The 21,680-nt window shown below is 68.5% G+C and carries 19 protein-coding genes; 10 read left to right on the top strand and 9 right to left on the bottom strand.

What is annotated here, in order from left to right; translation table 11 throughout:
• Window positions 1–3: 3 nt before the first annotated feature.
• The 3 genes from AAID08_RS21210 to AAID08_RS21200 are packed head-to-tail and all read right to left on the bottom strand — an operon-like array spanning window position 4 to window position 3,874.
• Window positions 4–1,551 carry a xylose ABC transporter ATP-binding protein gene (locus AAID08_RS21210; protein ID WP_395756882.1) on the bottom strand — a complete coding sequence of 516 codons (1,548 nt, stop codon included), beginning with the start codon at window positions 1,549–1,551 and terminating at the stop codon, window positions 4–6.
• Between the two features lie 14 nt (window positions 1,552–1,565).
• Window positions 1,566–2,579 carry a D-xylose ABC transporter substrate-binding protein gene (gene xylF / locus AAID08_RS21205; RefSeq protein ID WP_054503246.1) on the bottom strand — a complete coding sequence of 338 codons (1,014 nt, stop codon included), beginning with the start codon at window positions 2,577–2,579 and terminating at the stop codon, window positions 1,566–1,568.
• A gap of 26 nt (window positions 2,580–2,605) precedes the next feature.
• Window positions 2,606–3,874, bottom strand: coding sequence for a carbohydrate porin (locus AAID08_RS21200; protein WP_064523543.1), 1,269 nt, complete (start codon window positions 3,872–3,874; stop codon window positions 2,606–2,608).
• Window positions 3,875–4,251: 377 nt separating this feature from the next.
• Here AAID08_RS21200 and bktB point away from each other — a divergent pair, with 377 nt between their 5' ends.
• The 7 genes from bktB (at window position 4,252) to AAID08_RS21165 (ending at window position 12,025) form a co-directional block, all read left to right on the top strand.
• Window positions 4,252–5,433, top strand: coding sequence for a beta-ketothiolase BktB (bktB, locus tag AAID08_RS21195; RefSeq protein WP_054503245.1), 1,182 nt, complete (start codon window positions 4,252–4,254; stop codon window positions 5,431–5,433).
• 104 nt (window positions 5,434–5,537) lie between these two features.
• The gene (locus AAID08_RS21190) at window positions 5,538–6,308 is read left to right on the top strand and encodes a spermidine synthase (protein ID WP_054503244.1); all 771 of its coding nucleotides are present in this window, start codon (window positions 5,538–5,540) and stop codon (window positions 6,306–6,308) included.
• A gap of 179 nt (window positions 6,309–6,487) precedes the next feature.
• Window positions 6,488–7,237, top strand: a complete 750-nt coding sequence (locus AAID08_RS21185) for a GntR family transcriptional regulator (protein WP_395756881.1) — start codon at window positions 6,488–6,490, stop codon at window positions 7,235–7,237.
• Entirely contained in the window at window positions 7,188–8,504 is a 1,317-nt protein-coding gene (locus AAID08_RS21180) for a malonyl-CoA decarboxylase domain-containing protein (RefSeq protein ID WP_054503242.1), read from the top strand. The genes AAID08_RS21185 and AAID08_RS21180 overlap by 50 nt, the downstream gene beginning before the upstream one ends.
• A gap of 45 nt (window positions 8,505–8,549) precedes the next feature.
• Window positions 8,550–9,341: an enoyl-CoA hydratase/isomerase family protein gene (locus AAID08_RS21175; protein WP_116792140.1), complete on the top strand. Its 792-nt coding sequence runs from the start codon at window positions 8,550–8,552 to the stop codon at window positions 9,339–9,341.
• A gap of 5 nt (window positions 9,342–9,346) precedes the next feature.
• Window positions 9,347–10,888, top strand: a complete 1,542-nt coding sequence (locus tag AAID08_RS21170; protein ID WP_175189790.1) for a malonyl-CoA synthase — start codon at window positions 9,347–9,349, stop codon at window positions 10,886–10,888.
• A gap of 162 nt (window positions 10,889–11,050) precedes the next feature.
• Window positions 11,051–12,025, top strand: coding sequence for a tripartite tricarboxylate transporter substrate binding protein (locus tag AAID08_RS21165; protein ID WP_049072725.1), 975 nt, complete (start codon window positions 11,051–11,053; stop codon window positions 12,023–12,025).
• 27 nt (window positions 12,026–12,052) lie between these two features.
• Here AAID08_RS21165 and AAID08_RS21160 read toward each other — a convergent pair whose 3' ends face one another.
• Complete coding sequence (locus AAID08_RS21160) at window positions 12,053–13,009, bottom strand: aldo/keto reductase (protein ID WP_175166552.1); 957 nt, start codon at window positions 13,007–13,009, stop codon at window positions 12,053–12,055.
• A gap of 242 nt (window positions 13,010–13,251) precedes the next feature.
• On the opposite strand from AAID08_RS21160, the gene AAID08_RS21155 reads away from it, so the two are divergent.
• Window positions 13,252–14,223: an ABC transporter substrate-binding protein gene (locus tag AAID08_RS21155; RefSeq protein ID WP_049072728.1), complete on the top strand. Its 972-nt coding sequence runs from the start codon at window positions 13,252–13,254 to the stop codon at window positions 14,221–14,223.
• Between the two features lie 28 nt (window positions 14,224–14,251).
• Here the strand turns inward: AAID08_RS21155 and AAID08_RS21150 are convergent, their stop codons facing one another.
• Complete coding sequence (locus AAID08_RS21150; protein ID WP_156326857.1) at window positions 14,252–14,404, bottom strand: hypothetical protein; 153 nt, start codon at window positions 14,402–14,404, stop codon at window positions 14,252–14,254.
• A gap of 209 nt (window positions 14,405–14,613) precedes the next feature.
• Here AAID08_RS21150 and AAID08_RS21145 point away from each other — a divergent pair, with 209 nt between their 5' ends.
• Together AAID08_RS21145 and AAID08_RS21140 are read left to right on the top strand one after the other, a co-directional pair.
• Window positions 14,614–15,504, top strand: a complete 891-nt coding sequence (locus AAID08_RS21145; RefSeq protein ID WP_049072730.1) for an ABC transporter permease — start codon at window positions 14,614–14,616, stop codon at window positions 15,502–15,504.
• A gap of 1 nt (window position 15,505) precedes the next feature.
• Entirely contained in the window at window positions 15,506–16,300 is a 795-nt protein-coding gene (locus AAID08_RS21140; protein ID WP_054503238.1) for an ABC transporter ATP-binding protein, read from the top strand.
• Between the two features lie 102 nt (window positions 16,301–16,402).
• Here AAID08_RS21140 and AAID08_RS21135 read toward each other — a convergent pair whose 3' ends face one another.
• From AAID08_RS21135 to AAID08_RS21120, 4 genes are all read right to left on the bottom strand, one after another.
• On the bottom strand, window positions 16,403–17,107 hold the full coding sequence (locus AAID08_RS21135) for an aspartate/glutamate racemase family protein (RefSeq protein ID WP_175143980.1): 705 nt from the start codon (window positions 17,105–17,107) through the stop codon (window positions 16,403–16,405).
• Window positions 17,108–17,135: 28 nt separating this feature from the next.
• A complete protein-coding gene (locus AAID08_RS21130; protein ID WP_395756880.1) occupies window positions 17,136–18,386 on the bottom strand; it encodes an NAD(P)/FAD-dependent oxidoreductase in 1,251 nt (416 codons plus the stop codon).
• Window positions 18,387–18,530: 144 nt separating this feature from the next.
• Window positions 18,531–20,168, bottom strand: a complete 1,638-nt coding sequence (locus AAID08_RS21125) for an NAD(P)-binding protein (protein WP_395756879.1) — start codon at window positions 20,166–20,168, stop codon at window positions 18,531–18,533.
• Window positions 20,168–21,679, bottom strand: coding sequence for a polyamine aminopropyltransferase (locus AAID08_RS21120; protein WP_054416382.1), 1,512 nt, complete (start codon window positions 21,677–21,679; stop codon window positions 20,168–20,170). Before AAID08_RS21120 ends, AAID08_RS21125 begins: the two co-directional genes overlap by 1 nt.
• Window position 21,680: the final 1 nt, after the last annotated feature.

The raw sequence follows: 21,680 nt of genomic DNA, 5'->3' as shown, positions 1-21,680 counted from the left end.
CGTTCAGGCGGCGTGCCGCAGCGGGTCGGTGTTGAGGGCGGCGGCGAGCACGCGTTCCGGCGTCAGGCCCTGGATGGGAAAGTCTGCCGCGATGCGGCCGGCATTCATGACCAGCACGCGATCGCTCATGCCGAGGATCTCCGGCAGTTCCGACGACACCATGATGATGGCCACGCCGCGGTCGGCGAGATCGAAGATCATCTTGTAGATGTCGTACTTGGCGCCGATGTCGACGCCGCGCGTCGGTTCGTCCAGGATCAGGACTTTGGGTTGCCTGAGCGCCATCTTCGCCAGCACCACTTTCTGCTGGTTGCCGCCTGACAGGCTGGCGACCGGCAGGCCGGGGCTGGCCGTCTTGATGCGCAGGCGCGCGATTTCGCGCTCGACCGTGGCCAGTTCCGAATCGCCATCCACCCGCGTGGCGCGGGCATGGTCGGCCAGGCTGGCCAGCGTGATGTTCTCGGCCACGCTCATCAGCGGCACGATGCCGTGGCGCTTGCGGTCCTCGGGCACCAGGCACAGGCCGTGCGCGATGGCGTCGGCCGGGGATGTGATGCGCACCGGCTGGCCGGCCACCTGCACCCGCGCCTGGTAGCGGCCGGCGTAGGCGCCGTAGATGGCCGAGACCAGTTCGGTGCGGCCCGCGCCCACCAGGCCGGCGATGCCGAGGATCTCGCCGGCGCGCACCTGCAGCGCGACGTCGTCGACCCGCTTGCGCCGCGGATTGGTGACGTCCCAGCAGGTCACGCCGCGCGCCTGCAGCACCACCGCCCCCGGTTGGCGTTCGGTGCGCGGAAAGCGCGATTCGAGCGCGCGTCCCACCATCAGGCCGATGATGCTGTCTTCGTCGAGCGCGTCCGCCGGCTGGGTGGCGATGTGCTGGCCGTCGCGGATCACGGTGATGGTGTCACAGAGGCGTTTGACCTCGTCGAGCTTGTGCGAGATGTAGATGCAGGCCACGCCGGCGCGCTTGAGGTCTTCGATGATGGCCAGCAGCACCTCGATCTCCCTGGCGCTGAGCGAGGAGGTCGGCTCGTCGAAGATCAGCAGGCGCGCTTCCTTGGCCAGCGCCTTGGCGATCTCGAACAACTGCTGGTGGCCGTTGCCGTAGTTCATGACGGGTGCGGCCACGTTGACATCGGTGAGCTTGAGCCGGGCCAGCAGCTCGGCGGCGCGGCGGTGCATGGACGGGTAGTCCATGCGCCCGCCCGGCAGGCGCATTTCGTTGCCCAGGAAGATGTTCTCGGTGACGCTCAGTTGCTGCACCAGCATCAGTTCCTGGTGCAGGATGACAATGCCGGCTTCCTCGCTGTCCCGGGTCGAGCGTGCGCGCAGCTCGCGCCCTTGCCACAGGATCTGGCCCTGGTAGCTGCCGTGGGGGTAGACCCCCGACAGCACCTTCATCAGGGTCGATTTGCCGGCGCCGTTTTCGCCGCACAGTCCGAGGCATTCGCCGGGCCGCACGCTCAGGCTGACGCCCGAGAGCGCGCGCACGCCGGCGAATTCCTTGACGATGCCGCGCATTTCGAACAGCGGTTGCTGTTGGTCCATGGTGCGCCTCCCGGCTACTTGCCCGCGATCTGGTCTGCCGTATAGAACCCGTCCTTGACCAGGATATCCAGATTGTCGCGCGTGACCAGCGTGGGCTTGATGAGGAGGGCGTTGACCTCGCCCTTGCCGTTGTCGAGCTTGGCGTTGAAAGCGGGCGTCTTGCCCTGCACCAGGTTGACCGCCATCTGCGCGGCCGCCTCGGCGATGGCCTTGATCGGCTTGTAGACCGTCATGGTCTGCGTGCCCGCCGCCACCCGGCGCACGCCGGCCAGGTCGGCGTCCTGGCCGGATACCGCGACCTTGCCCGCCAGCTTCTGGCTCGTCAGCGCCTGGATCGCACCGCCGGCGGTGCCGTCGTTGGAGGCGACGATGGCCTGGATGTCGTTGTCGTTGGCGTTCAGGGCGTTCTCGATGATGGTCTGGGCCTTGGACGGATCCCATTCGGGCGTCCATTGCTCGCCGACGATGGTGATGTCGCCCTTGGCGACCAGCGGCTTGAGCACGTTCATCTGGCCCTCGCGGAACATGCGCGAGTTGTTGTCGGTCGAGGCGCCGCCCAGCAGGTAGTAGCGGCCCTTGGGCACGGCGTCGACCATGCCCTGGGCCTGCATTTCGCCCACCTTGATGTTGTCGAACGACACGTAGCCGTCCAGCGGCGCGCCAAGGATCAGGCGGTCGTAGGCGATCACCTTGATGCCGTTGCGGTGCGCCTTGGCGATGGCGCTGCCCAGCACCTTGGAATTGAACGGCACGATGACCAGCGCGTCCACGCCCTCGGCGATCAGGTTCTCGACCTGGGCGATCTGGCGCGATTCGCTGGCGTTGGCCGACTGCACGTTGACCTTGGCGCCCAGCGCGGTGGCGGCCTCGACGAAATAGTTGCGGTCGCGGGTCCAGCGTTCGACCCGCAAGTCGTCGATGGAAAAGCCGATCACCGGCGCGTCCTTGCTGGCGTGGACGGCGGGGCTGGCGAGCAGCGCCGCGGGCAGGGCCAGCGCGCAGGCCAGGCGGCGAAAGAATGGGGTCATGTCGGTCTCCTAGTGGCGCGTCGCGCTCAGAATGTGATGCCGGTCTTCAAGCCTGCGATGAAGGCGTCGTGGTTGGCGCTGGTGCCGCCAGGATGCCTGATGTACTGCAGATTGGGGCGCAGGTAAACGGACGGGATCGGCGACCAACTGTAGTAGGCCTCGGCCACGTACTCGTAGCCGTCGCCCACCTTGGTGCTGGTGCCCAGGCGCTGGTCCTGCTGGCGCGCGTAGTCGGCATAGCGGCCGTTGTTGTGGGTCGCGCCGATCGCCACGCCGATGACGTCGCGCGCCAGGCCGAACGGTCCTTTGTACTGCAGCCCGAGCGCGATCTGGTGATCCTGCGCGGCGGTGGCGCGGTCGGCCTGCGACACGTTCAGGAACACCGAGGCGCCGCGGCCGCCGGCGGCGCCGCTGACCTGCTGCTCGAAGTTGATGTAGAAGCCGTACTGGCCGTTGCGTTCCCGCGGCGCGAGCCCGGTCTGGCCGCGCGGCGCGTGGTTGATGTCCTGGTACAGATCCTTGCCATCGGAGGTGTTGTACCAGGCGCCGAACTTGTACGAACCGGGCAGGCCGTTCCAGGCCGGCAGCCAGCCGACTTCGAGCGGGATCAGGGCGCCGGTGGTGCCGTCGGGATTGTCCAGCGACAGGCCGTGGCGGCGCGCATAGCCGTCGTCCACGTAGTTCGGATTGACCTGGTAGACGCCTGCCTGCACGTAGGTCTGCTCGGACATGTTGACCTTCAGGCGCGTGGCCCACTGGCTGGTCGGCCAGTTGACCCAGTAGCTGCCCACCAGGTTGCCGGGCTGCGAGCCGCAGAAGGTCAGGTTCTGGAAGTCGCAGGAAAAGCTGGCGAAGTCCTCGCCCACGGTGAGGCGGCCGATCTTCCACTGCACCCGGTTGTCCAGGAAGGCCTGGTTCAACCAGAACTGCGTCATGTGCCAGGTCTGGCCCCGGCCGTAGACCTCCTGGATCAGCATGTTGTTGCCGATGCCCGCGTCGGCGCCCAGGTTGCGGCCGTTGCGGTCGGTGATGGTCATCTGGAACGTGCCGCCATGCCAGCCGAGCAGCTTGTCCAGATCCATCGTGGCGCCGATGACCCACTGGTCGGTGTAGCGCGTCAGTTTGTCCTGGCCGCCGCTGAAGTTGTGCGCGGCCTCGCCGGTGTAGCCCAGATTCAGCGTCACGCCGCTTTCGGCCAGGCGGGTGCGCAGGCCGCCCCAGTCGCCCAGCAGGTAGGGGCTGGTCTGCAGGTCGTAGGCCCGGGCCGCGCCGGCGGCCGACAGCAGGCCGGCCATCAGCAGCCAGGGCAGCCAGGGCAGCCAGCGGTTGGATCGCGCGGGGTGGGACGGGAAACGCAGGGGCCGCAGGTGCACGCCGGTCCCTGCCGCTGCCGCGAGGCAGGGAGGTATTGCCATGACTTTGTCTCCTGATGCCGCCCGTGCCGAGGGCCGTCGCGGCTTGTTTTTCGTTGACCGGCAGATACCGGCGAAGCTAGTGTCTGCAAAAATGACAGCGCTGTCAATTGTGGTCGCGATTAGGGATTGCCCGGGGAGCGCGGGGTTTTTTACGGCGCCGGCAAGGCGACTTTCGCCTGGCGAGAAGGGCGCGCCGAGGGGCGGCGGGAGGCGCCGGGCGCGCGAGTATGATGGACAGATAACCAGGAGGAAACATCATGAATGAAGTCATCGTCGCGTCCGCCGTCCGTACCGCCATCGGCGACTTTGGCGGCGCGCTGAAAGACGTGCCGCCCTGCGATCTGGGCGCCACGGTCATCAAGGCGGCGTTGGAGCGCGCGGGCGTCAAGGGCGACGAGGTCGGCCACGTCGCCGTGGGCCACGTCATCAATACGGAACCGCGCGACATGTACCTGTCGCGCGTGGCCGCGATGAACGCGGGCATTGCCAAGGAGACGCCGGCCTTCAACGTCAACCGCCTGTGCGGCTCGGGACTGCAGGCCATCGTCTCGGCGGCGCAGACCATCCTGCTGGGCGACGCCGAGATCGCCATCGGCGCGGGCGCCGAGAGCATGAGCCGCGCGCCCTACATCGCGCCGGCGCAGCGCTGGGGCGCGCGCATGGGCGACAGCGTGATGCAGGACATGATGACCGGCGCGTTGTCGGATCCGTTCGGCCGCATGCACATGGGCGTGACCGCCGAGAACGTCGCGGCCCGGTTCGGCGTCAGCCGCCAGGACCAGGACGCGCTGGCCGCCGAATCGCACCGTCGCGCCGCCAACGCCATCGAGGCCGGCTATTTCCGCGACCAGATCGTGCCGATCGTGCAGAAGACCCGCAAGGGCGAAGTGGTGTTCGACACCGACGAGCACGTGCGCCGCGATGTCACGGCCGACAGCCTGGCCGCGCTCAAGCCGGTATTCCAGAAGGAAAACGGCACCGTCACCGCCGGCAATGCTTCGGGGCTGAACGACGGCGCCGGCGCGCTGGTGCTGATGAACGCCTCGGTGGCGGCCAAGCGCGGCGTCAAGCCGCTGGCGCGCCTGGTGGCATACGCCCATGCGGGCGTTGATCCGACCATCATGGGCATCGGTCCCGTGCCGGCCACGCAGGCCGCGCTCAAGCGCGCCGGCCTGACGGTGGATCAACTCGACGTGATCGAGGCCAACGAGGCCTTCGCCGCGCAGGCGTGCGCCGTGACCCGCGAACTGAAGCTGGACCCGGCCAAGGTCAACCCCAACGGCAGCGGCATCGGCCTGGGCCACCCGATCGGCGCCACCGGCGCCATCATCACGGTCAAGGCGCTGCATGAACTGCAGCGCGTGCAGGGCCGCTACGCGCTGGTGACCATGTGCATCGGCGGCGGCCAGGGCATCGCGGCGATCTTCGAGCGCATCTGAGCGACGCCTCATCGAGGCGCCGTCATCGACGCGCCGTCGACGGCGCATCGGTGCCCCGGGGGCGGGCCGCAAGGGTCCGCCCGCGGCGGCCCTACAATCGCGCCATGTACAAATCCAAATTCCCCTCCGAACTCGACCAGCCGACCCTGTCGGAAGTGGACGGCGTGCGCTATCTGCACTTCAACACCGAATGGGTCCAGGGCGCCATGCGCATCAAGAACCCGGCGGAACTGGTACTGGAATACACCAGCCAGATGATGGCCTGGCTGCTGTTCCTGGAGCCGCCCAAGGACGAGGCCATCGGCATGTTCGGCCTGGGCGCCGGTTCGCTGGCGCGGTTCTGCGCCAAGCAGACGCGCGCGCCGCTGCTGGCGGTGGAATGGAACCCGCGCGTCACCGCCGCCTGCCACATGTTCTTCCGCCTGCCGGGCGAGAACCGGCTGCTCGTCGAGCACGCCGACGCCGCCGAATGGGCCGCCGATCCGCTCAACGCGGGGCGCTGCCCGGTGCTGATGGTCGACCTGTACGACGCCTCGGCGCAGGGGCCGGTGCGCGACAGCGTCAAGTTCTACCGCGACTGCCGCCGCGTGCTGGGCGAGGTCGGGGTGGTGGCGGTGAACCTGTTCGGCCGCCATGAGAGCTTCGGCAAGAATATCGACAATCTGTCCAAGGCCTTTGACGACCGCATCGTGCTGCTGCCCGAGATCGACGCCGGCAACCAGATCGTGCTGGCGTTTTCCGGTCCGCGCCTTGCCGTCACGCCGGCCGACCTGCTGGCGCGGGCCGAGGCGGTCGAATCCCGGTATGGACTGCCGGCGCGCCGCTGGGCCCGTTCGCTGACCCGCCACGCGGTCGACGGCATCCTGCATTTTTAGGCGTCCCTGTTTTCCCGCGGCCACGTGGCCGCGGCGGCATGCCCGTTCGCACGCTGCCGAGGCGCGAAGGGGACCCTGGGGCAAGTCCCTACGACATCCGACTAGTCTGATTCATTGGGACAGCGCTATGATGGGCTTCTTCATAATTATAAATTACGGCGCTGTCAGGCCGTCTGCCCATGACCTCACCCATCGTCCGGCAAGCCCTGTACCTGGAAGTCGCGGACCGTCTTCGCGCCATGATCCATGCGCGCGCGCTGCGCAACGGCGAATGGATCGATGAGCTGCGCCTGGCGGGCGAGCTGGGCATCTCGCGCACGCCCTTGCGCGAGGCGCTGAAAGTACTGGCCACCGAGGGCCTGGTGCGGCTGGAGCCGCGCCGCGGCTGCTTCGTCAATGAACTGTCGGCGCAGGACCTGGAAGACATCTTTCCGTTGATGGCCATGCTGGAAGGCCGCTGCGCCCACGAGGCCGCCCGCAAGTCGTCGGATGCGCAACTCGAGGCGCTGGCGCCCTTGCACGAGGCGCTGGCCGGCCATGCCGCCGCCGGCCGCATCGATGCGTATTACCAGACCAATTACCTGATCCACGAAGCGGTGCAGGCGCTCGCCGGTAACCAGTGGCTGGTCGACATGGTGGGCAACCTGCGCAAGGTGCTGAGCCTGTCGCGCCACCGCAGCCTGGCCTGGCCCGGCCGCATCGAGGAATCCTGCGCCGAGCACCTGGCCATCTTCGAAGCGCTGAAGGCGCGCGATCCCGAACGCGCCGAGGCGCTGGCGCGCCATCACCTGATGCGCCAGCTCGAAGTGCTGCGCGCCCTGGCGGCCGATGACCAGGCGCCATCGCTTTCCGATCTTCCCGTTGCAGAGGAGCCCGTCCATGAACGCACCCGTCCATCTCGAGTCCGCGCGCGGCGCACGCACGCCTGACACCGACGTCGAGTCGGGCGATGCCGCCGCACAGGTCGGCGACAGCCTGATCACGCGCCTGGGCCGCCTGTGGGAACGCGGCCGGCTGCCGAGCGAATCCGAAGTGCGGCGGCTGTTCGAGGCCCGCCTGACCGACGTGGCCGCCAACAAGCTGGCGCGGCGCTGGCGCGAGCTCTATGCGGCGGCCGACGGCAAGGACCGTCGGCTGATGCTGGCCGCGCTGACGCAGGTGCGCGGCACCTTCGCCGGCGATGGCGGCGAGGGCGTGCGCTTCTTCAAGCGCCTGAACGCGCAGCCCGCGGGCCTGCGCTTCCTGGTGGAACTGCGCGCCGACATGCTGCGCTGGCGCAAGCAGGTGGCCGGCGTCCAGGCGCTCGACAAAGACCTGGAAGGCCTGCTGTCGGCCTGGTTCGACGTCGGCCTGCTGGAGCTGCGGCCGCTGACCTGGGACTCGCCGGCCTCGCTGCTGGAGAAGCTGATCATCTACGAGGCGGTGCACGAGATCCAGTCGTGGGACGACCTGCGCCACCGGGTGGCGCCGGATCGCCGCTGCTACGCCTATTTCCATCCGCAGATGCCCGACGTGCCGCTGATCTTCGTCGAGGTGGCGTTCGCCGGCAGCATGGCCGACAACGTGCAGGCGGTGCTGGACAGCGCCGCGCCGCGGCAGGATTTGGGCAAGGCGCGCTGGGCGATCTTCTATTCGATCTCGAACACGCAGGCGGGGCTCAAGGGCATCAGCTTCGGCAATTTCCTGCTCAAGCGCGTGGTCGAGCAATTGCTGGAAGAACTGCCGCAGCTCAAGTCGTTCGCGACCCTGTCGCCGATTCCGGGGTTCGCCGATTGGCTTGGCAAGCTCGACGCCGACGCGGTCGAGGCCATCGTGCGCGAGGACAAGTCGCGCGCCAAGACGCGCCAGCGCGCCGGCGTGCCGGACGGCCAGCGCTGGGCAGCGCGGCTGGCGCGCGCCGCGCAGGGCAAGGCGACGCCCGACGTGGTCAAGCGCGCCGCCTTCCGCCTGGCCGCGCACTATCTGCAGGCCATGAAGAACGGTCTGCCGCTGGACGCGGTGGCGCGCTTCCACCTGGGCAACGGCGCGCGTATCGAGCGCCTGAACTGGGCGGCGGACACCTCGGCCAAGGGACTCAAGCAGTCCTGCGGCCTGATGGTCAATTATCTGTACGACCTGGATGAACTGGACGGCAACCTGGCGCGCCTGCATGAAGGCAAGCCGCAAGTGAGCCGCAGCGTGTTACGCGCGGCCTGAGCGGCGGCGCGTCGCCACATAAAAACCGATAACCAGCGAGGGGACATGACGGACAACACGGCAGGCCGTGTGCTGCTGCAACGCGACGGGCAACTGGCCTGGGTGACACTGTCGCACCCGGGGCGCCTGAACGCCATCACCGTGCGCATGTGGCGCGAACTGCGCGACGTGTTCACGCGCATCGCCGCCGACGACGCGCTGCGCTGCGTGATCGTGCGCGGCGAGGGCGGCAATTTCGCCGCGGGCGCGGACATCCGCGAGTTTCCGGCCGAGCGCGCCGACGCCGCGGGCGTGCAGCGCTACCACCGCGAGATACTGGCGCCCGCATTGATGGCCGTGGCGCAATGCCCGCAGCCGGTGGTGGCGCAGATCGAAGGCGTGTGCGTCGGCGGCGGGCTGGAGATCGCCTGCCAGTGCGACCTGCGCATCGCCGGCGAATCGGCGCGCTTTGGCGTGCCGATCAACCGGCTGGGCTTTCCCATGGCGCCCGACGAGATGCGCGGCCTGCTGGCATTGGCCGGCCGCGCCGCGACGCTGGCCATCCTGCTCGAAGGCCGCGTGTTCGGCGCCGCCGAGGCGCGCGACCTGGGATTGCTGACGCGCATCGTGGCCGATGCCGAGGTGGCCGCGCAGGCCCGGCGCAGCGCCGAACGCATCTGCCAGGGCGCGCCGCTGGCCGCCCGCATCAACAAGCGCCTGTCGGCGCGCCTGGCGCAGGGCGGCGCCTTGACCGAAGCCGAATACCAGGATTATTTCTCCTACGCCGACAGCCGGGACCACAAGGAGGGCGTGCGCGCTTTCCTGGCCGGCGTAGACCCCCACTTCTCCGGAGACTGAAAACGGTGAGCAACGCCAATCTATACGCTGTGCTGGAGGGCGGATTCCCCGCCGATCGCAAACAGGTCGCGCTCGAAACCCCCGAGCTGGCCTACACCTGGGACGACATCGACCGCGCCACGGCCTGCCTGGCCAATCTGCTGGCCTCGCTCAAGCTGCCCGAGGGCGCGCGGGTCGCGGTGCAGGTCGAGAAATCGCCCGAAGCCCTGTTGCTGTACCTGGCCACGCTGCGCGCCGGCCTGGTGTACCTGCCGCTGAACACCGCTTATCGCGAAGCCGAGATCGAGTATTTCCTGGGCAACGCCGAGCCGGCCGTGGTGGTCTGCGCCGGCAAGAACCGCGACTGGGTCCAGCGCGCCGCCGACAAGGCCGGCTGCGCGCATGTCTACACGCTCGACGAAGACCGCACCGGCACGCTGCTTGAGGCCGCTGGCGGCCTGTCGCAGACCTTCAGGACCGTCAAGCGCAAGCCGGACGACCTGGCCGCGATTCTCTACACGTCCGGCACCACCGGCCGCAGCAAGGGCGCGATGCTGTCGCATGGCAATCTGGCGTCCAACGCGCAGGTGCTGCACAAGTACTGGGGCTGGCGCTCGGACGACGTGCTGCTGCACATGCTGCCGATCTTCCACGTGCACGGCCTGTTCGTCGCCTCGCACGGCGCGCTGCTGGCCGGCGCGAAGATGATCTGGCTGCCCAAGCTGGACGCCGACCAGGCGCTGCGCTACCTGCCGCAAAGCACCGTGATGATGGGCGTGCCGACCTATTACGTGCGGCTGCTGGCCGACAAGCGCTTCAACCGCGAGGTCTGCGCCAACATGCGCCTGTTCATCTCGGGCTCGGCGCCGCTGCTGTCCGAGACCTTCAACGATTTCCGCGAGCGCAGCGGCCACGCCATCCTGGAACGCTACGGCATGAGCGAGACCGTCATGCTGACCTCCAATCCGTATGACGCGGCTGATGGCGAACGCCTGGCCGGCACCGTGGGCCGGGCGTTGCCGGGCGTGCAGGTGCGGGTAGTGGACGATGCCGGCATCGCGCTGGCGCCGGGCGAGATCGGCAACGTGCAGGTGCGCGGGCCCAACGTGTTCTCGGGCTACTGGCGCATGCCGGAAAAGACGCGCGAGGAATTCACGCAGGATGGCTGGTTCAAGACCGGCGACGTGGGCCGCTGGGGCGGCGAATCCGCTGGCCGCGACGTGCCTGCCGACTATCTGTCGATCGTCGGCCGCAGCAAGGACCTGATCATCTCCGGTGGCTTCAATGTCTATCCGAAAGAGATCGAGACGCTGATCGACGACATGCCGGGCGTGGCCGAATCGGCCGTCATCGGCGTGCCGCATGCCGATTTCGGCGAAGCGGTGGTGGCGGTGGTGGTGCCCAAGGACGGCGCCACGCTGGACGCCGCCGCGATGCAGGCCGAGCTGAAGGCGCGCATCGCCAACTTCAAGGTGCCCAAGCGCGTGCACATCGTTGACCAACTGCCGCGCAACACCATGGGCAAGGTGCAGAAGAACGTGCTGCGCGAAACCTATCAGGCGCTGTAGCGTCGTCATGACAGGCCGGTCCACGCAGACCGGCCATTTTTTTCCAAGGAGCCCGCCCCCTTTCCAGAACGATTCCCGAACCAGGCAGCATCCCAACCCAAGAACACAAGAGACGAGACGCGGGAAACGCGCCGTCCCCACGCTGCAGCAAGAGGAGACAATATGAAATACCGCATGTTCGCCGCGACCCTGCTGGCCACGCTGGCCGCCGGTTTCGCTGGCACCGCCAGCGCCGCGTCCTGGCCGGAACGGCCCATCACGCTCATCGTGCCCTTTCCCGCCGGGGGCGGCACCGATACCTTCGCCCGGCCGCTGGCCCAGCAGTTGACGATGCAACTGGGCCAGTCGGTGGTGATCGACAACAAGGGCGGCGCCGGCGGCACCGTCGGCGCGGGCGTGGCCGCCAAGGCGCGGCCGGACGGCTACACCTTCTTCATGGGGGGCGCGCACCATGCGCTGGCGCCGTCGCTGTACAAGAGCCTGAACTACAACATCCAGAAGGACTTCGTGCCGGTGGCGCTGGTGGCGCAGCCGCCGCAGGTGGTGGTCATCAATGCCACCAAGCTGCCCGTCAAGACGCTGCAGGAATTCATCGCCTACGCCAAGCAGCATCCCGGCGACATCAACTTCGGCACGGCCGGCAAGGGCAGCACCCACCACCTGGCCGGCGAACTGTTCGCCATGCAGACCGGCATCAAGCTGGTCGACGTGCCGTACCAGGGCGCCGGGCCGATGCTGACCGCGTTGATCGGCGGGCAGGTGGACCTGGCGTTCGACGGCCTGGGTTCGTCATCGGGCCATATCCGCTCGGGCGCGATCAAGCCGCTGGCGGTGGCCGCCGACAAGCGCTCGCCGTCGCTGCCGGATGTGCCGACCGCGGCCGAGGCCGGGGTGCCGAACTACGTGGTGTCGACCTGGTACGCGATCTGGGCGCCCGCGGGCACGCCGCAGGAGGCGGTGGACCGTATGACGGCGGAAATCACCAAGGCCCTGAACACGCCGAAGATCAAGGAGACCTGGGAGAGCAACGGCACCGCCATTCCGACCCTGACCGGGCCGGCCTTCGGCAAGTTCGTCGACAGCGAGGTGTCGCGCTGGGCCAAGGTGGTGTCGGACTCGGGCGTCAAGCTGGATTGACGCCCGTGGCGTTGGCGCGGGCGCGTGTCAACGCCAGTCGCTGGCCAGGCTGAGCCTGGCCAGTTGGTCGCGCGTCAGCGTCAGGCTGGCGGCCTTGACCAGTTCGTCCAACTGCGCCAGCGACGTGGCGCTGACGATCGGCGAGGTGATGCCGGGCTGCGCGATCTGCCAGGCCAGCGCGGCCTGGGCGGGCGTACAGCCGGCGTCCTCGGCGACTTCATCCAGCGCCTTGAGGATGCGGTAGCCGCGGTCGTTCAGGTAAGTGTCGACGATCTTCTTGCCGCGCGCGCTCTTGCCGACGTCGGCCGGGCCGCGGTACTTGCCGCTGAGAAAGCCGCTGGCCAGCGCGTAGTAGTTGATAGTGCCCAGATCCTGCGCCTTGACCAGCGCCTGCAGGTGCGCCTCGAACGGCTCCCGGCTGTACAGGTTGTATTCCGGCTGGATGCTCTCGTAGCGCGGCAGGTTGTGGCGTTCGCTGGCGATCAGCGCTTCGGACAGCCGCACCGCGGTGTAGTTGGAGGCGCCGATGGCGCGCACCTTGCCGGCCTCGATCAGCTTGGCGTATTCGCCCAGCGTGTCGGTCAGCGGCGTGTCGGGGTCGTCCTTGTGCGACTGGTACAGGTCGACGTGGTCGGTCTGCAGCCGCGCCAGCGACGCCTCCAGCGCGCGCCGGATGTAGGCCGGCGCCAGGCCCTTGGCGTCCGGACCCATCTCCATGCCGACCTTGGTGGCGATCAGCACGCGGTCGCGCTTGCCCGAGCGCTTGAGCCACTTGCCGATCAGGGTTTCGGATTCACCGCCCTGGTTGCCGGGCACCCAGCGCGAATAGACGTCGGCGGTGTCGATGAAATTCAGGCCGGCGTCGACCAGCGCGTCCAGCAGCGAGAACGTGCCGGCCTCGTCGACGGTCCAGCCGAAGACGTTGCCGCCGAAGGTGAGGGGAGGGATCTGCAGGCCGGAGCGGCCCAATGCGCGTTTGATCATGATGTGGCCCTTTGGATGTCGCGGATGTCGTGTCGCGCGGGCGCGGCGCTTTTAGTATATTGGCGCCGCCCGCCCCGGCATGGGGCAGTCGCGCCGCGCATGCACCATTTCAGGGATTCCCCCCAAGTGAATTTGTGTTGCGACACGTTAGACTATACGGCTTTACGGCTGTCCGGACCGTGGGGAAGCCCGCGGAACAGCCGTAATAATGAACAAATACCAAGGGTTCAAGGAGCTTACCTATGCTGATCGGAAAAAAACATTTTCTGACGGTTGGCGCAATGGCGCTGGCGATGGCGATCGCCGCGCCGGTGGCGGCGCAGCAGAAGTCGGTGGCGGTCACCGCCATCGTCGAGCACCCGGCGCTGGACGCCGTGCGTGACGGGGTGCAGGACGCCCTCAAGCAAGCCGGCTACGAGCCGGGCAAGAACCTGAAGTGGCAGTACCAGAGCGCCCAGGGCAACACCGGCACCGCCGCCCAGATCGCGCGCAAGTTCGTCGGCGACAAGCCCGACGCCATCGTCGCCATCGCCACCCCGTCGGCCCAGGCCGTCGTGGCCGCCACCAAGGACGTGCCGGTGGTGTATTCCGCCGTGACCGACCCGGTCGCCGCCCAGTTGGTCGCCAGCATGGACGCCTCGGGCACCAACGTCACCGGCGTGTCGGACCTGCTGGCGCTGGACAAGCAGGTCGAGCTGATCAAGAAGATCGTGCCCAATGCCAAGCGCGTCGGCATGGTCTACAACCCGGGCGAGGCCAACTCGGTCGTGGTGGTCAAGAAACTGCAGGAAATCCTGCCCAAGTCGGGCATGAGCCTGGTCGAGGCCGCCGCCCCGCGTTCGGTCGACGTGGCGTCCGCCGCGCGCAGCCTGATCGGCAAGGTCGACGTCATCTACACCAACACCGACAACAACGTGGTCTCGGCCTACGAGTCGCTGGTGAAGGTCGGCAACGACGCCAAGATCCCGCTGATCGCCTCGGACACCGACAGCGTCAAGCGCGGCGGCATCGCCGCCCTGGGCATCAATTACCGTGACCTGGGCGTGCAGACCGGCAAGGTCGTGGTGCGCATCCTCAAGGGCGAGAAGCCCGGCGCGATTCCGTCCGAAACCATCTCCAAGCTGGAGCTCTATGTGAACCCGGGCGCCGCCGCCAAGCAAGGCGTGACGCTGTCCGACGCGATCATCAAGTCGGCCGCGGTGGTGGTAAAGTAAAGCGCAAGTCGTTCGGCCCCGCCCGTGCCTACCCGGCATGAGCGGGGTTTTGTTTTATCTTGTTTTCTTGTGTTTGCCCCGCGCCGGTACGCGGGGTCCACAGGGCGGCAGCATCCACAAGGTGCGCGCGGCCCGGCGCGATGGCGTTGGCCTTGAACGGCAGGTTGGTCACGGACCACATGCCGCGTTTTGCTCCCCGGAGCGTCCCTCAAGCAGCCCGCTTGCGGCCCTGGCCGCCAAGCCCGGCAACGCCTTGGCAGGAATCGAGAGAAAATCGCACGGCAGGAAACGTTTATTGCGAAAGCTCGGGTAAAACTGATCCCGAAACGCAAGAAGTTGGACGTTCCTAATCTCTAATATGCTCGTTCCCTACCTGATTGGATTTGACCCATGTCATTGTTCTCGTTGTTAGGCGCACTGGAGATCGGCCTGATCTTCAGCCTGGTGGCCTTGGGCGTATTTATCTCCTTTCGCCTGCTGCGCTTTCCGGACCTGACCGTTGATGGCAGTTTCCCGCTGGGCGGCGCCGTCTGTGCCACGCTGATCGCCTCGGGCACCGACCCGTTCGTGGCCACCATCGCCGCCACCTTCGCCGGCGCCGCCGCCGGGCTGGTCACCGGCTGGCTCAACGTCAAGCTCAAGATCATGGATCTGCTGGCCAGCATCCTGATGATGATCGCGCTGTATTCCGTGAACCTGCGCATCATGGGCAAGCCCAACGTGCCGCTCATCACCGAACCCACCGTCTTCACCATCCTGCAGCCGGGCTGGCTGTCGGACTACGTGGCGCGGCCGCTGATCCTGGTGGTCATCGTGATCCTGGCCAAGCTGGCGCTGGACTGGTTCTTCGCCACCCAGACCGGCCTGGCGGTGCGCGCCACCGGCTCGAACGGCCGCATGGCCCGCGCGCAGGGCGTGAACACCGGCCGCATGATCCTGGGCGGCATGGCGCTGTCGAACGCGCTGGTCGCCATGGCGGGCGCGCTGTTCGCGCAGACCCAGGGCGGTTCCGACATCTCCATGGGCATCGGCACCATCGTCATCGGCCTGGCCGCCGTGATCGTCGGCGAAAGCATCCTGCCGTCGCGCAAGCTGGTGCTGGCCACGCTGGCCGTCATCATCGGCGCCATCGTCTACCGCTTCTTCATCGCGCTGGCGCTGAACAGCGATTTCATCGGCCTGAAGGCGCAGGACCTGAACCTCGTCACCGCGGTGCTGGTCACGATCGCCCTGGTCATTCCCATGCTCAAGCGCCGGCTGGTCGGCAAGAAGGGGCGCTGATATGTTGTCCGCAAAAGACCTCAAGATCACTTTCAACGCCGGCACGCCGATCGAGACGCGGGCGCTGCGCGGGCTGTCGCTGGACATCCCGTCGGGCCAGTTCGTCACCGTCATCGGTTCCAACGGCGCGGGCAAGTCGACCTTCCTGAATGCCGTGTCGGGCGACCTGCCGGTCGATTCCGGCCGCATCGAGATCGACGGCGCCGACGTCACGCGTCAGCCGGTCTGGGCCCGCGCCTCGCGCGTGGCGCGCGTGTTCCAGGATCCGATGGCCGGCACCTGCGAAGACCTGACCATCGAAGAGAACATGGCGCTGGCGCAGTTGCGCGGCGCGCGCCGCGGCTATGGCCGCGCGGTCAAGACTTCGATGAAGGAAGGTTTCCGCGAACGCCTGGCCACGCTCGGGCTGGGCCTGGAAAACCGCCTGACCGACCGCATCGGCCTGCTCTCGGGCGGCCAGCGCCAGGCCGTGAGCCTGCTGATGGCGGCGCTGCAGCCGTCGCGCATCCTGCTGCTGGACGAGCACACCGCCGCGCTCGACCCGCGCACCGCCGACTTCGTGCTGCAACTGACGGCGCGCATCGTGGCCGAAAGCAAGCTGACCACCATGATGGTCACGCACAGCATGCGCCAGGCGTTGGACGTGGGCGACCGCACGGTGATGCTGCACCAGGGCCAGGTGGTGCTGGACGTATCCGGCGACGAGCGTCGCGGCATGGACGTGCCCGACCTGCTGGCCATGTTCGAGCGCGTGCGCGGCGAGAAACTGTCGGACGACGCCTTGCTGCTGGGCTGAACGGACGCTCCGCGCGCCGCCAGGCGCAAGACCCGGCGCGGCTCCCTCGGGATCGCGCCGGGTTTTTTCATGCCGGCGCGCGGCGCCCGCGCGGATCTGCGGTCAGGCTGCCAGCGCGCGCCAGGTGCGCAGCAGCAGCGTCTCGATGTCGTGCACTGGCAGGCCGGTGACGCGCGCCACGGCCTCGCGGTAGGGCGGCATGTTGGTGCATTCGAGCACGATGTCGGTCAGGTCCGGGGCGCGCCGCGCCAGCCGTTCGGCCGCCTCGACCACGTCGCGTTCGACCCGCGCCAGATCCATGTCCGGCGCGTTTTCCAGGATGCGCGCCTGCATCTCGCAGCCGGGCGCCAGGCCTTCGACCACGGCGTTGGCGGGCACGCCGGCCGCATCCAGCAAGGCGCGATCGAGCGAGGCCGCATCGAAGGTGACGATGCCCACCCGTGCCAGGCCATGGCATTGCAGCAGGCTGGACGACACGACTGGCACCGGCACTGCAGCCTGCAAGGCGTCCTGGTAGCGCGCCAGGAAACCGCAACTGGTGGAGATCAGCGCCGCGCCGTCGCGCGCCAGACCCACGGCGGCATCGATGAACGGCCGCAGGAAGGCCGGGTCGGCTTCCTGCACGATCTTGCGTGGCGAGGCGCCCGGCACCGTGGCGAAGCGCGCCGGGATGCCGGCGCGGGCGTAGGTCTCGGGGTTGCCGACGTCGCCGGGCGGGCGCGGAAAGCGCGTGTCCAGCATCAGCAGGCCGAGAAAGGCGCCGGGGGCCGCGGGCGCGGCCGGGAGGGTTGCATCGTTCGTGGCCATGCGAGGCTCCCGTGAATGTCGATACGCCCTAGAGGAATCGTCCCGGACGGAAGGCGTCGTGGCGGCCGGTGGCGTCGCCGTCGGTCATCAATTCCCCTAGTATCTGCGCGGTGCCGGGCGCCGTGCTGAAACCGATGTGCTGGTGTCCCAGCGCCAGCCACAGGCCCGGATGGCGCGGCGCCTGGCCGATCATCGGGCGGCTGTCCGGCAGCGTCGGGCGGCGGCCGAGCCAGGCCCGCGGGTCCAGCCGCTCGCCCAGGTCGATGGCCTCGCGCGCCCGGGTTTCCGCCAGGTCCAACTGGATGGGACGCGCAGGCGCGTCGCAGTCGTCCAGCTCGACGCCGGTGGTCAGCCGCAGGCCGCGTGCCATCGGCGACAGCACGTAGCCGCCGCCGGTGTCGTAGATGGGGCGGCCCAGCGCCGGGCCGCCGGCGGCGCCGTAATGCATGTGATAGCCGCGCTCGAACGCCAGCGGCAGGTCGATGCCGGTGGTCTTGAGCAGGGCCTTGGACCACGGGCCCAGCGCCACCACCAGGTCGGGCGCCGTCAGCGTTTCCGTGCCGGCATCGCCTTGCACGATCCAGCCGCGTCCGCCATCGCGGCGGATGGCGGCGGCTTGCAGTGTGCGGAAGACGCCGCCCGAGCGCTGGAACAGGTCGGCGTAGGCCGTGGTCACGGCGCCGGGATCGTCCACCGAATAGGACCCCTGGATCCACAGCGCGCGCGGGAAGATCGGCGCCAGGGCCGGCTCCAGTTGCGCCAGTTCGGCCGGGGCCAGCGCCTGGGTCGGCACCTGGTGGCGGGCGTAGGCCTGGCGCGCCAGGGCGCCGCCCTGCCACGCCTGTTCGCTGCGGAACAGGAAGATCCAGCCGCTGTCGCGCAGGCGGTGGCGCGCGCCGGCCGCGTCCAGCAGGCGCAGGTGTTCGGCGGCGGAGCGCCGGATCAGGCCGTCGAGCGCCGCCGTGGTTTCGCCGAACACCGACGGCCGGGCGCGCGCCAGGAAGCCCGCCGCCCAGCCCAGATTGCGGGCCAGGTACGCGGCGCGATAGCGGAATTGGACGGTGTCGTTGCGCAGCAGCCGGGGCAACTGGCGCCACAGGCCGGGATGGTTGAAGGGCATGAGGGAGCTGCGGGCCAGGACGCCGGCGTTGCCGAATGAGGTCTCCCGGCCGGGGTCCTGGCGGTCGACCAGGGTGACCTGCATGCCGCGCCGCTGCAGTTCCAGCGCGCAGCAGACGCCGACGATGCCGGCGCCGAGCACTATGACTTGCTTTCCCATCGTCGCTGTCGCTGCTTGAGTCGGTATGGAACCAAGGGAGGTGAGCGGCCGATTGTAGGGCAGCAGGCGGGCGCCAGCGAGAGCGGGCAATCCATGATTGTGACGCCGCACCGGGCGGCCGCCAGGCGGGTGTGCCGGCGCCGGTCAGGCGGGCGGCCGTTGCCCCAGGATGCGGCCGGCCGCCGCCACGCCCCACCACGCGGCTTCTTCGAACACCGAATAGCCGGACAGGTCGGCATGGGCGAACAGCACCGGGCCGTCCACCTCGCGCAACGCCGCCAGGCCGGCGTTGGATAGATAGCCGCAATAGGGCGAGGCCATGGCATGGCCGCGCACCGTGATCTCCAACTGCCGGGCGCGACGCCAGAACTCGTCGCCATAGGCGGCGACCAGATCGGCGGCGGCCTCGTCGCGCAGCGCCTCGGGGCGGGCGTCGGCGAGCCATTGCCGCGCGGCCTGCGGCGTCCGGTTGCTGAGAGCGTGATAGGCAGTGAACACCGTGCGCGGGGAACGCGCCACGCGCAGCAATTGGTGGGTCGAGACCACGTAGCCCAGGGCCTGGCCCTGGTAGACCACGTTGTCCCACGACAGCGGCTCGCCCGGCGCTTCGCGCGGATAGCCGTCCATGACGAAGTTCGACACCAGCCAGGGCGCGTGCGGCGACGCGTGCGTGACCGGATCGTAGCCGTAGGCGCGGATGTCGGGCAGCAGGCGCTGGGCCACGAACAGCGGCATGGCGCAGACCGCGCGTTGCGCTTGCAGCGTAAAGACGCGGGCGGCGGGCCCCGGCGCCAGGCAATCGATGCGCGGGCCGGCCGCGCTTTCCTGCAACCGCGCGGCGGTGCCGGGCAGCAGCCAGCCCTCATGGCCGAGACGGGCGCTGATGGCGTTGCGCAGCCGTTGCACCAGCGGCGCCAGGCCGCCGGGCCAGGTCAGCACGGCGCCCTCGGCGGCGTTGGCGGCATGGCCGTCGCGGCTGGCGAAGTAGTGCAGCCCGGCCCAGGCCGAGACCCGGTCGTAGGGCGCGCCGTAGTCGTCGCGGCAGCAGTAGTTCAGGTACCAGTGCAGGGCGGGGGAGGTGTAGCCTTCGCGGTCCAGCCACTGCTTGAATGTGAGCGCGTCCAGCGCCCGCCAGGCCGGGTCGCGCGAGGACAGCACGATGGGAATACAGAAGACCTTGCGGCCGTCGTTGCCGATCGCGCCGTGCAGCCGGTCCACCAGCGCCAGGAACTTGCGGTGCTGTTCGATATCGGCCTCGGGCAGCCCGTGCATCGGCAAGAGGCCGTCTTCCCAGCGGCCGTCGCGCAGCAGCCGTTCCTGCGGCGAGTGCGCCAGGATGGCCTCGTCGTAATAGGGCCGCTCGCCGAAGTCGTCGCGCTCGGCGATGCCGAAATCGGCCAGCATCTCGCGCACGTGGGTGGACTGCATCGACGGCAGCGGCAGGTAGTGCGCGCCGAGCGGGTAGTCGAGCCCGTCGCGGGCGCCGGCGGCGGCATTGCCGCCGTACTCGGGGCCCTGGACCACGACGAAATCGGTGAAGCCTTCGCGCGCCAGCTTCCAGGCGCACGACAGGCCGGCCACGCCGGACCCCAGGATCGCCACCTGGCAGCGCCGGGCGCCGGACGATGGCGGCAGCGCCGCGCCATCGCGCAGCGCGTGGCCGGCCTGCATGCCCGGGTAGCGCACCTCGGGCGTGGTCTCGACCACGCGCGAACGGTAGTAGCCCGCCGTGCCGGCGGCGGCGGCGGTGGCGACGCCCAGCAGGAAGGTGCGGCGCCGCATCAGCGGATGACCTTGCGCCAGTCCTCGTCGAAGTACCGCACGAGCGATTGTTCGTTCAGGCGGTTCGGCGGCATGGCCAGCGCCGGCATGTCGGCGGGAAAGTGGAACAGCTCGCGCAGGGTGGCGGGGTCGAGGTAGCGGGTGGGCACGGTGACGGCGTCCGGCGGCGTGTAGTCGCGGCGCTTGCCGGCCAGGATGAAGCCCCAGTCGCCGAACGACGGCACGTAGGCGTGGTACGGCCAGGTGTTCAGGCCGGCTTCCTTGAGCGTGGCGTCCACGCTCCAGAACGAGCGCGGCGCGAAGTAGGGCGAGGTCGACTGGATCACCATGTAGCCGTTCTCGGCCAGGTGCCGCGCCATCAGGTGGTAGACCGGCACCGAGTACAGCCGGCCCAGGCCGAAGTTGGACGGATCCGGAAAGTCCACCACGATGAAGTCGTAGACCTCGGCGTGGCTTTCGAGCCAGCGGCCGGCGTCGTCGTTGATGACGGTGACGCGCGGATCGGTCAGCGAGCCCTGGTTCAGCTTCGTCAGCGGTTCGGAGCGCGAGAACAGGCCGGTCATGGCCGGGTCCAGGTCCACCAGCGTGACGTGCTCAACGTGCTTGAATTTGAGGATTTCGCGCACCGCCAGGCCGTCGCCGCCGCCCAGCACCAGCACGTTGCGGGCCCAGGGCAGGGCCTGCAGGCCAGGGATCACCAACGACTCGTGGTAGCGGTGTTCGTCGCGTGACGAGAATTGCAGGTTGCCGTTGATGTACAGCCGCAGGTCGTCGTGCCAGCGCGTCACGATCAGGCGCTGGTAGGGCGTGGTCTCGGCGTGCACCACGTCGTCGCCGTACAGGCCCTTCTCGGCCCAGGCCGTCATCTGGCCGGAAAACAGGAAGCCCAGCGCCAGCAGCCCCAGCACCACGCCGCCGCGTATGGCGCGTTCGGCAGGGCGCCGAATCTCGCCACGGAACAGCCAGGTGGTCCACAGCGCCACGCCGGCGTTGAGCATGCCGAACAGGAAACTGGTGCGCAGCAGGCCCAGCTTGGGCGCCAGCAGCAGCGGAAAGATCAGCGACACGGCCAGCGCGCCGAGATAATCGAAAGTCAGCACGCGGCTGACGATCTCGCGGAACTCGGCCTTGCGCTGGTTGAAGACGCGCATCACGAGCGGGATCTCCATGCCGACCATCAGTCCGATGATGAAGACGCCCGCGTACAGCGCCGCGCGAAACGGCGCCGACAGCCAGGCGAACACCAGGAACAGCACCGCGGCGGAAACCCCGCCCAACAAGGCGACGGCCAGTTCGACGTCGATGAATCGATTCAAAACGTCGTCGTCTCTTACATATTTTGACAACCACGATCCGATGCCCATCGCGAACAGATAGCAGCCGATGACGGACGAGAACTGGAGGATGGAATCGCCCAGCAAATAGCTGGCCAGCGCGCTGCTGATGAGCTCGTAGCCCAGGCCGCAGGAAGCGACGATCAATACCGACAGGATGAGGACGCGGTCGCGCATG

Origin of the sequence: Achromobacter sp. EB05 (assembly GCF_044232075.1) — a bacterium.
Taxonomy (GTDB): domain Bacteria; phylum Pseudomonadota; class Gammaproteobacteria; order Burkholderiales; family Burkholderiaceae_B; genus Achromobacter; species Achromobacter dolens.
The sequence above is the reverse complement of the archived record's forward strand: the minus strand, read 5'-3'. Positions and strand labels throughout refer to the sequence as shown.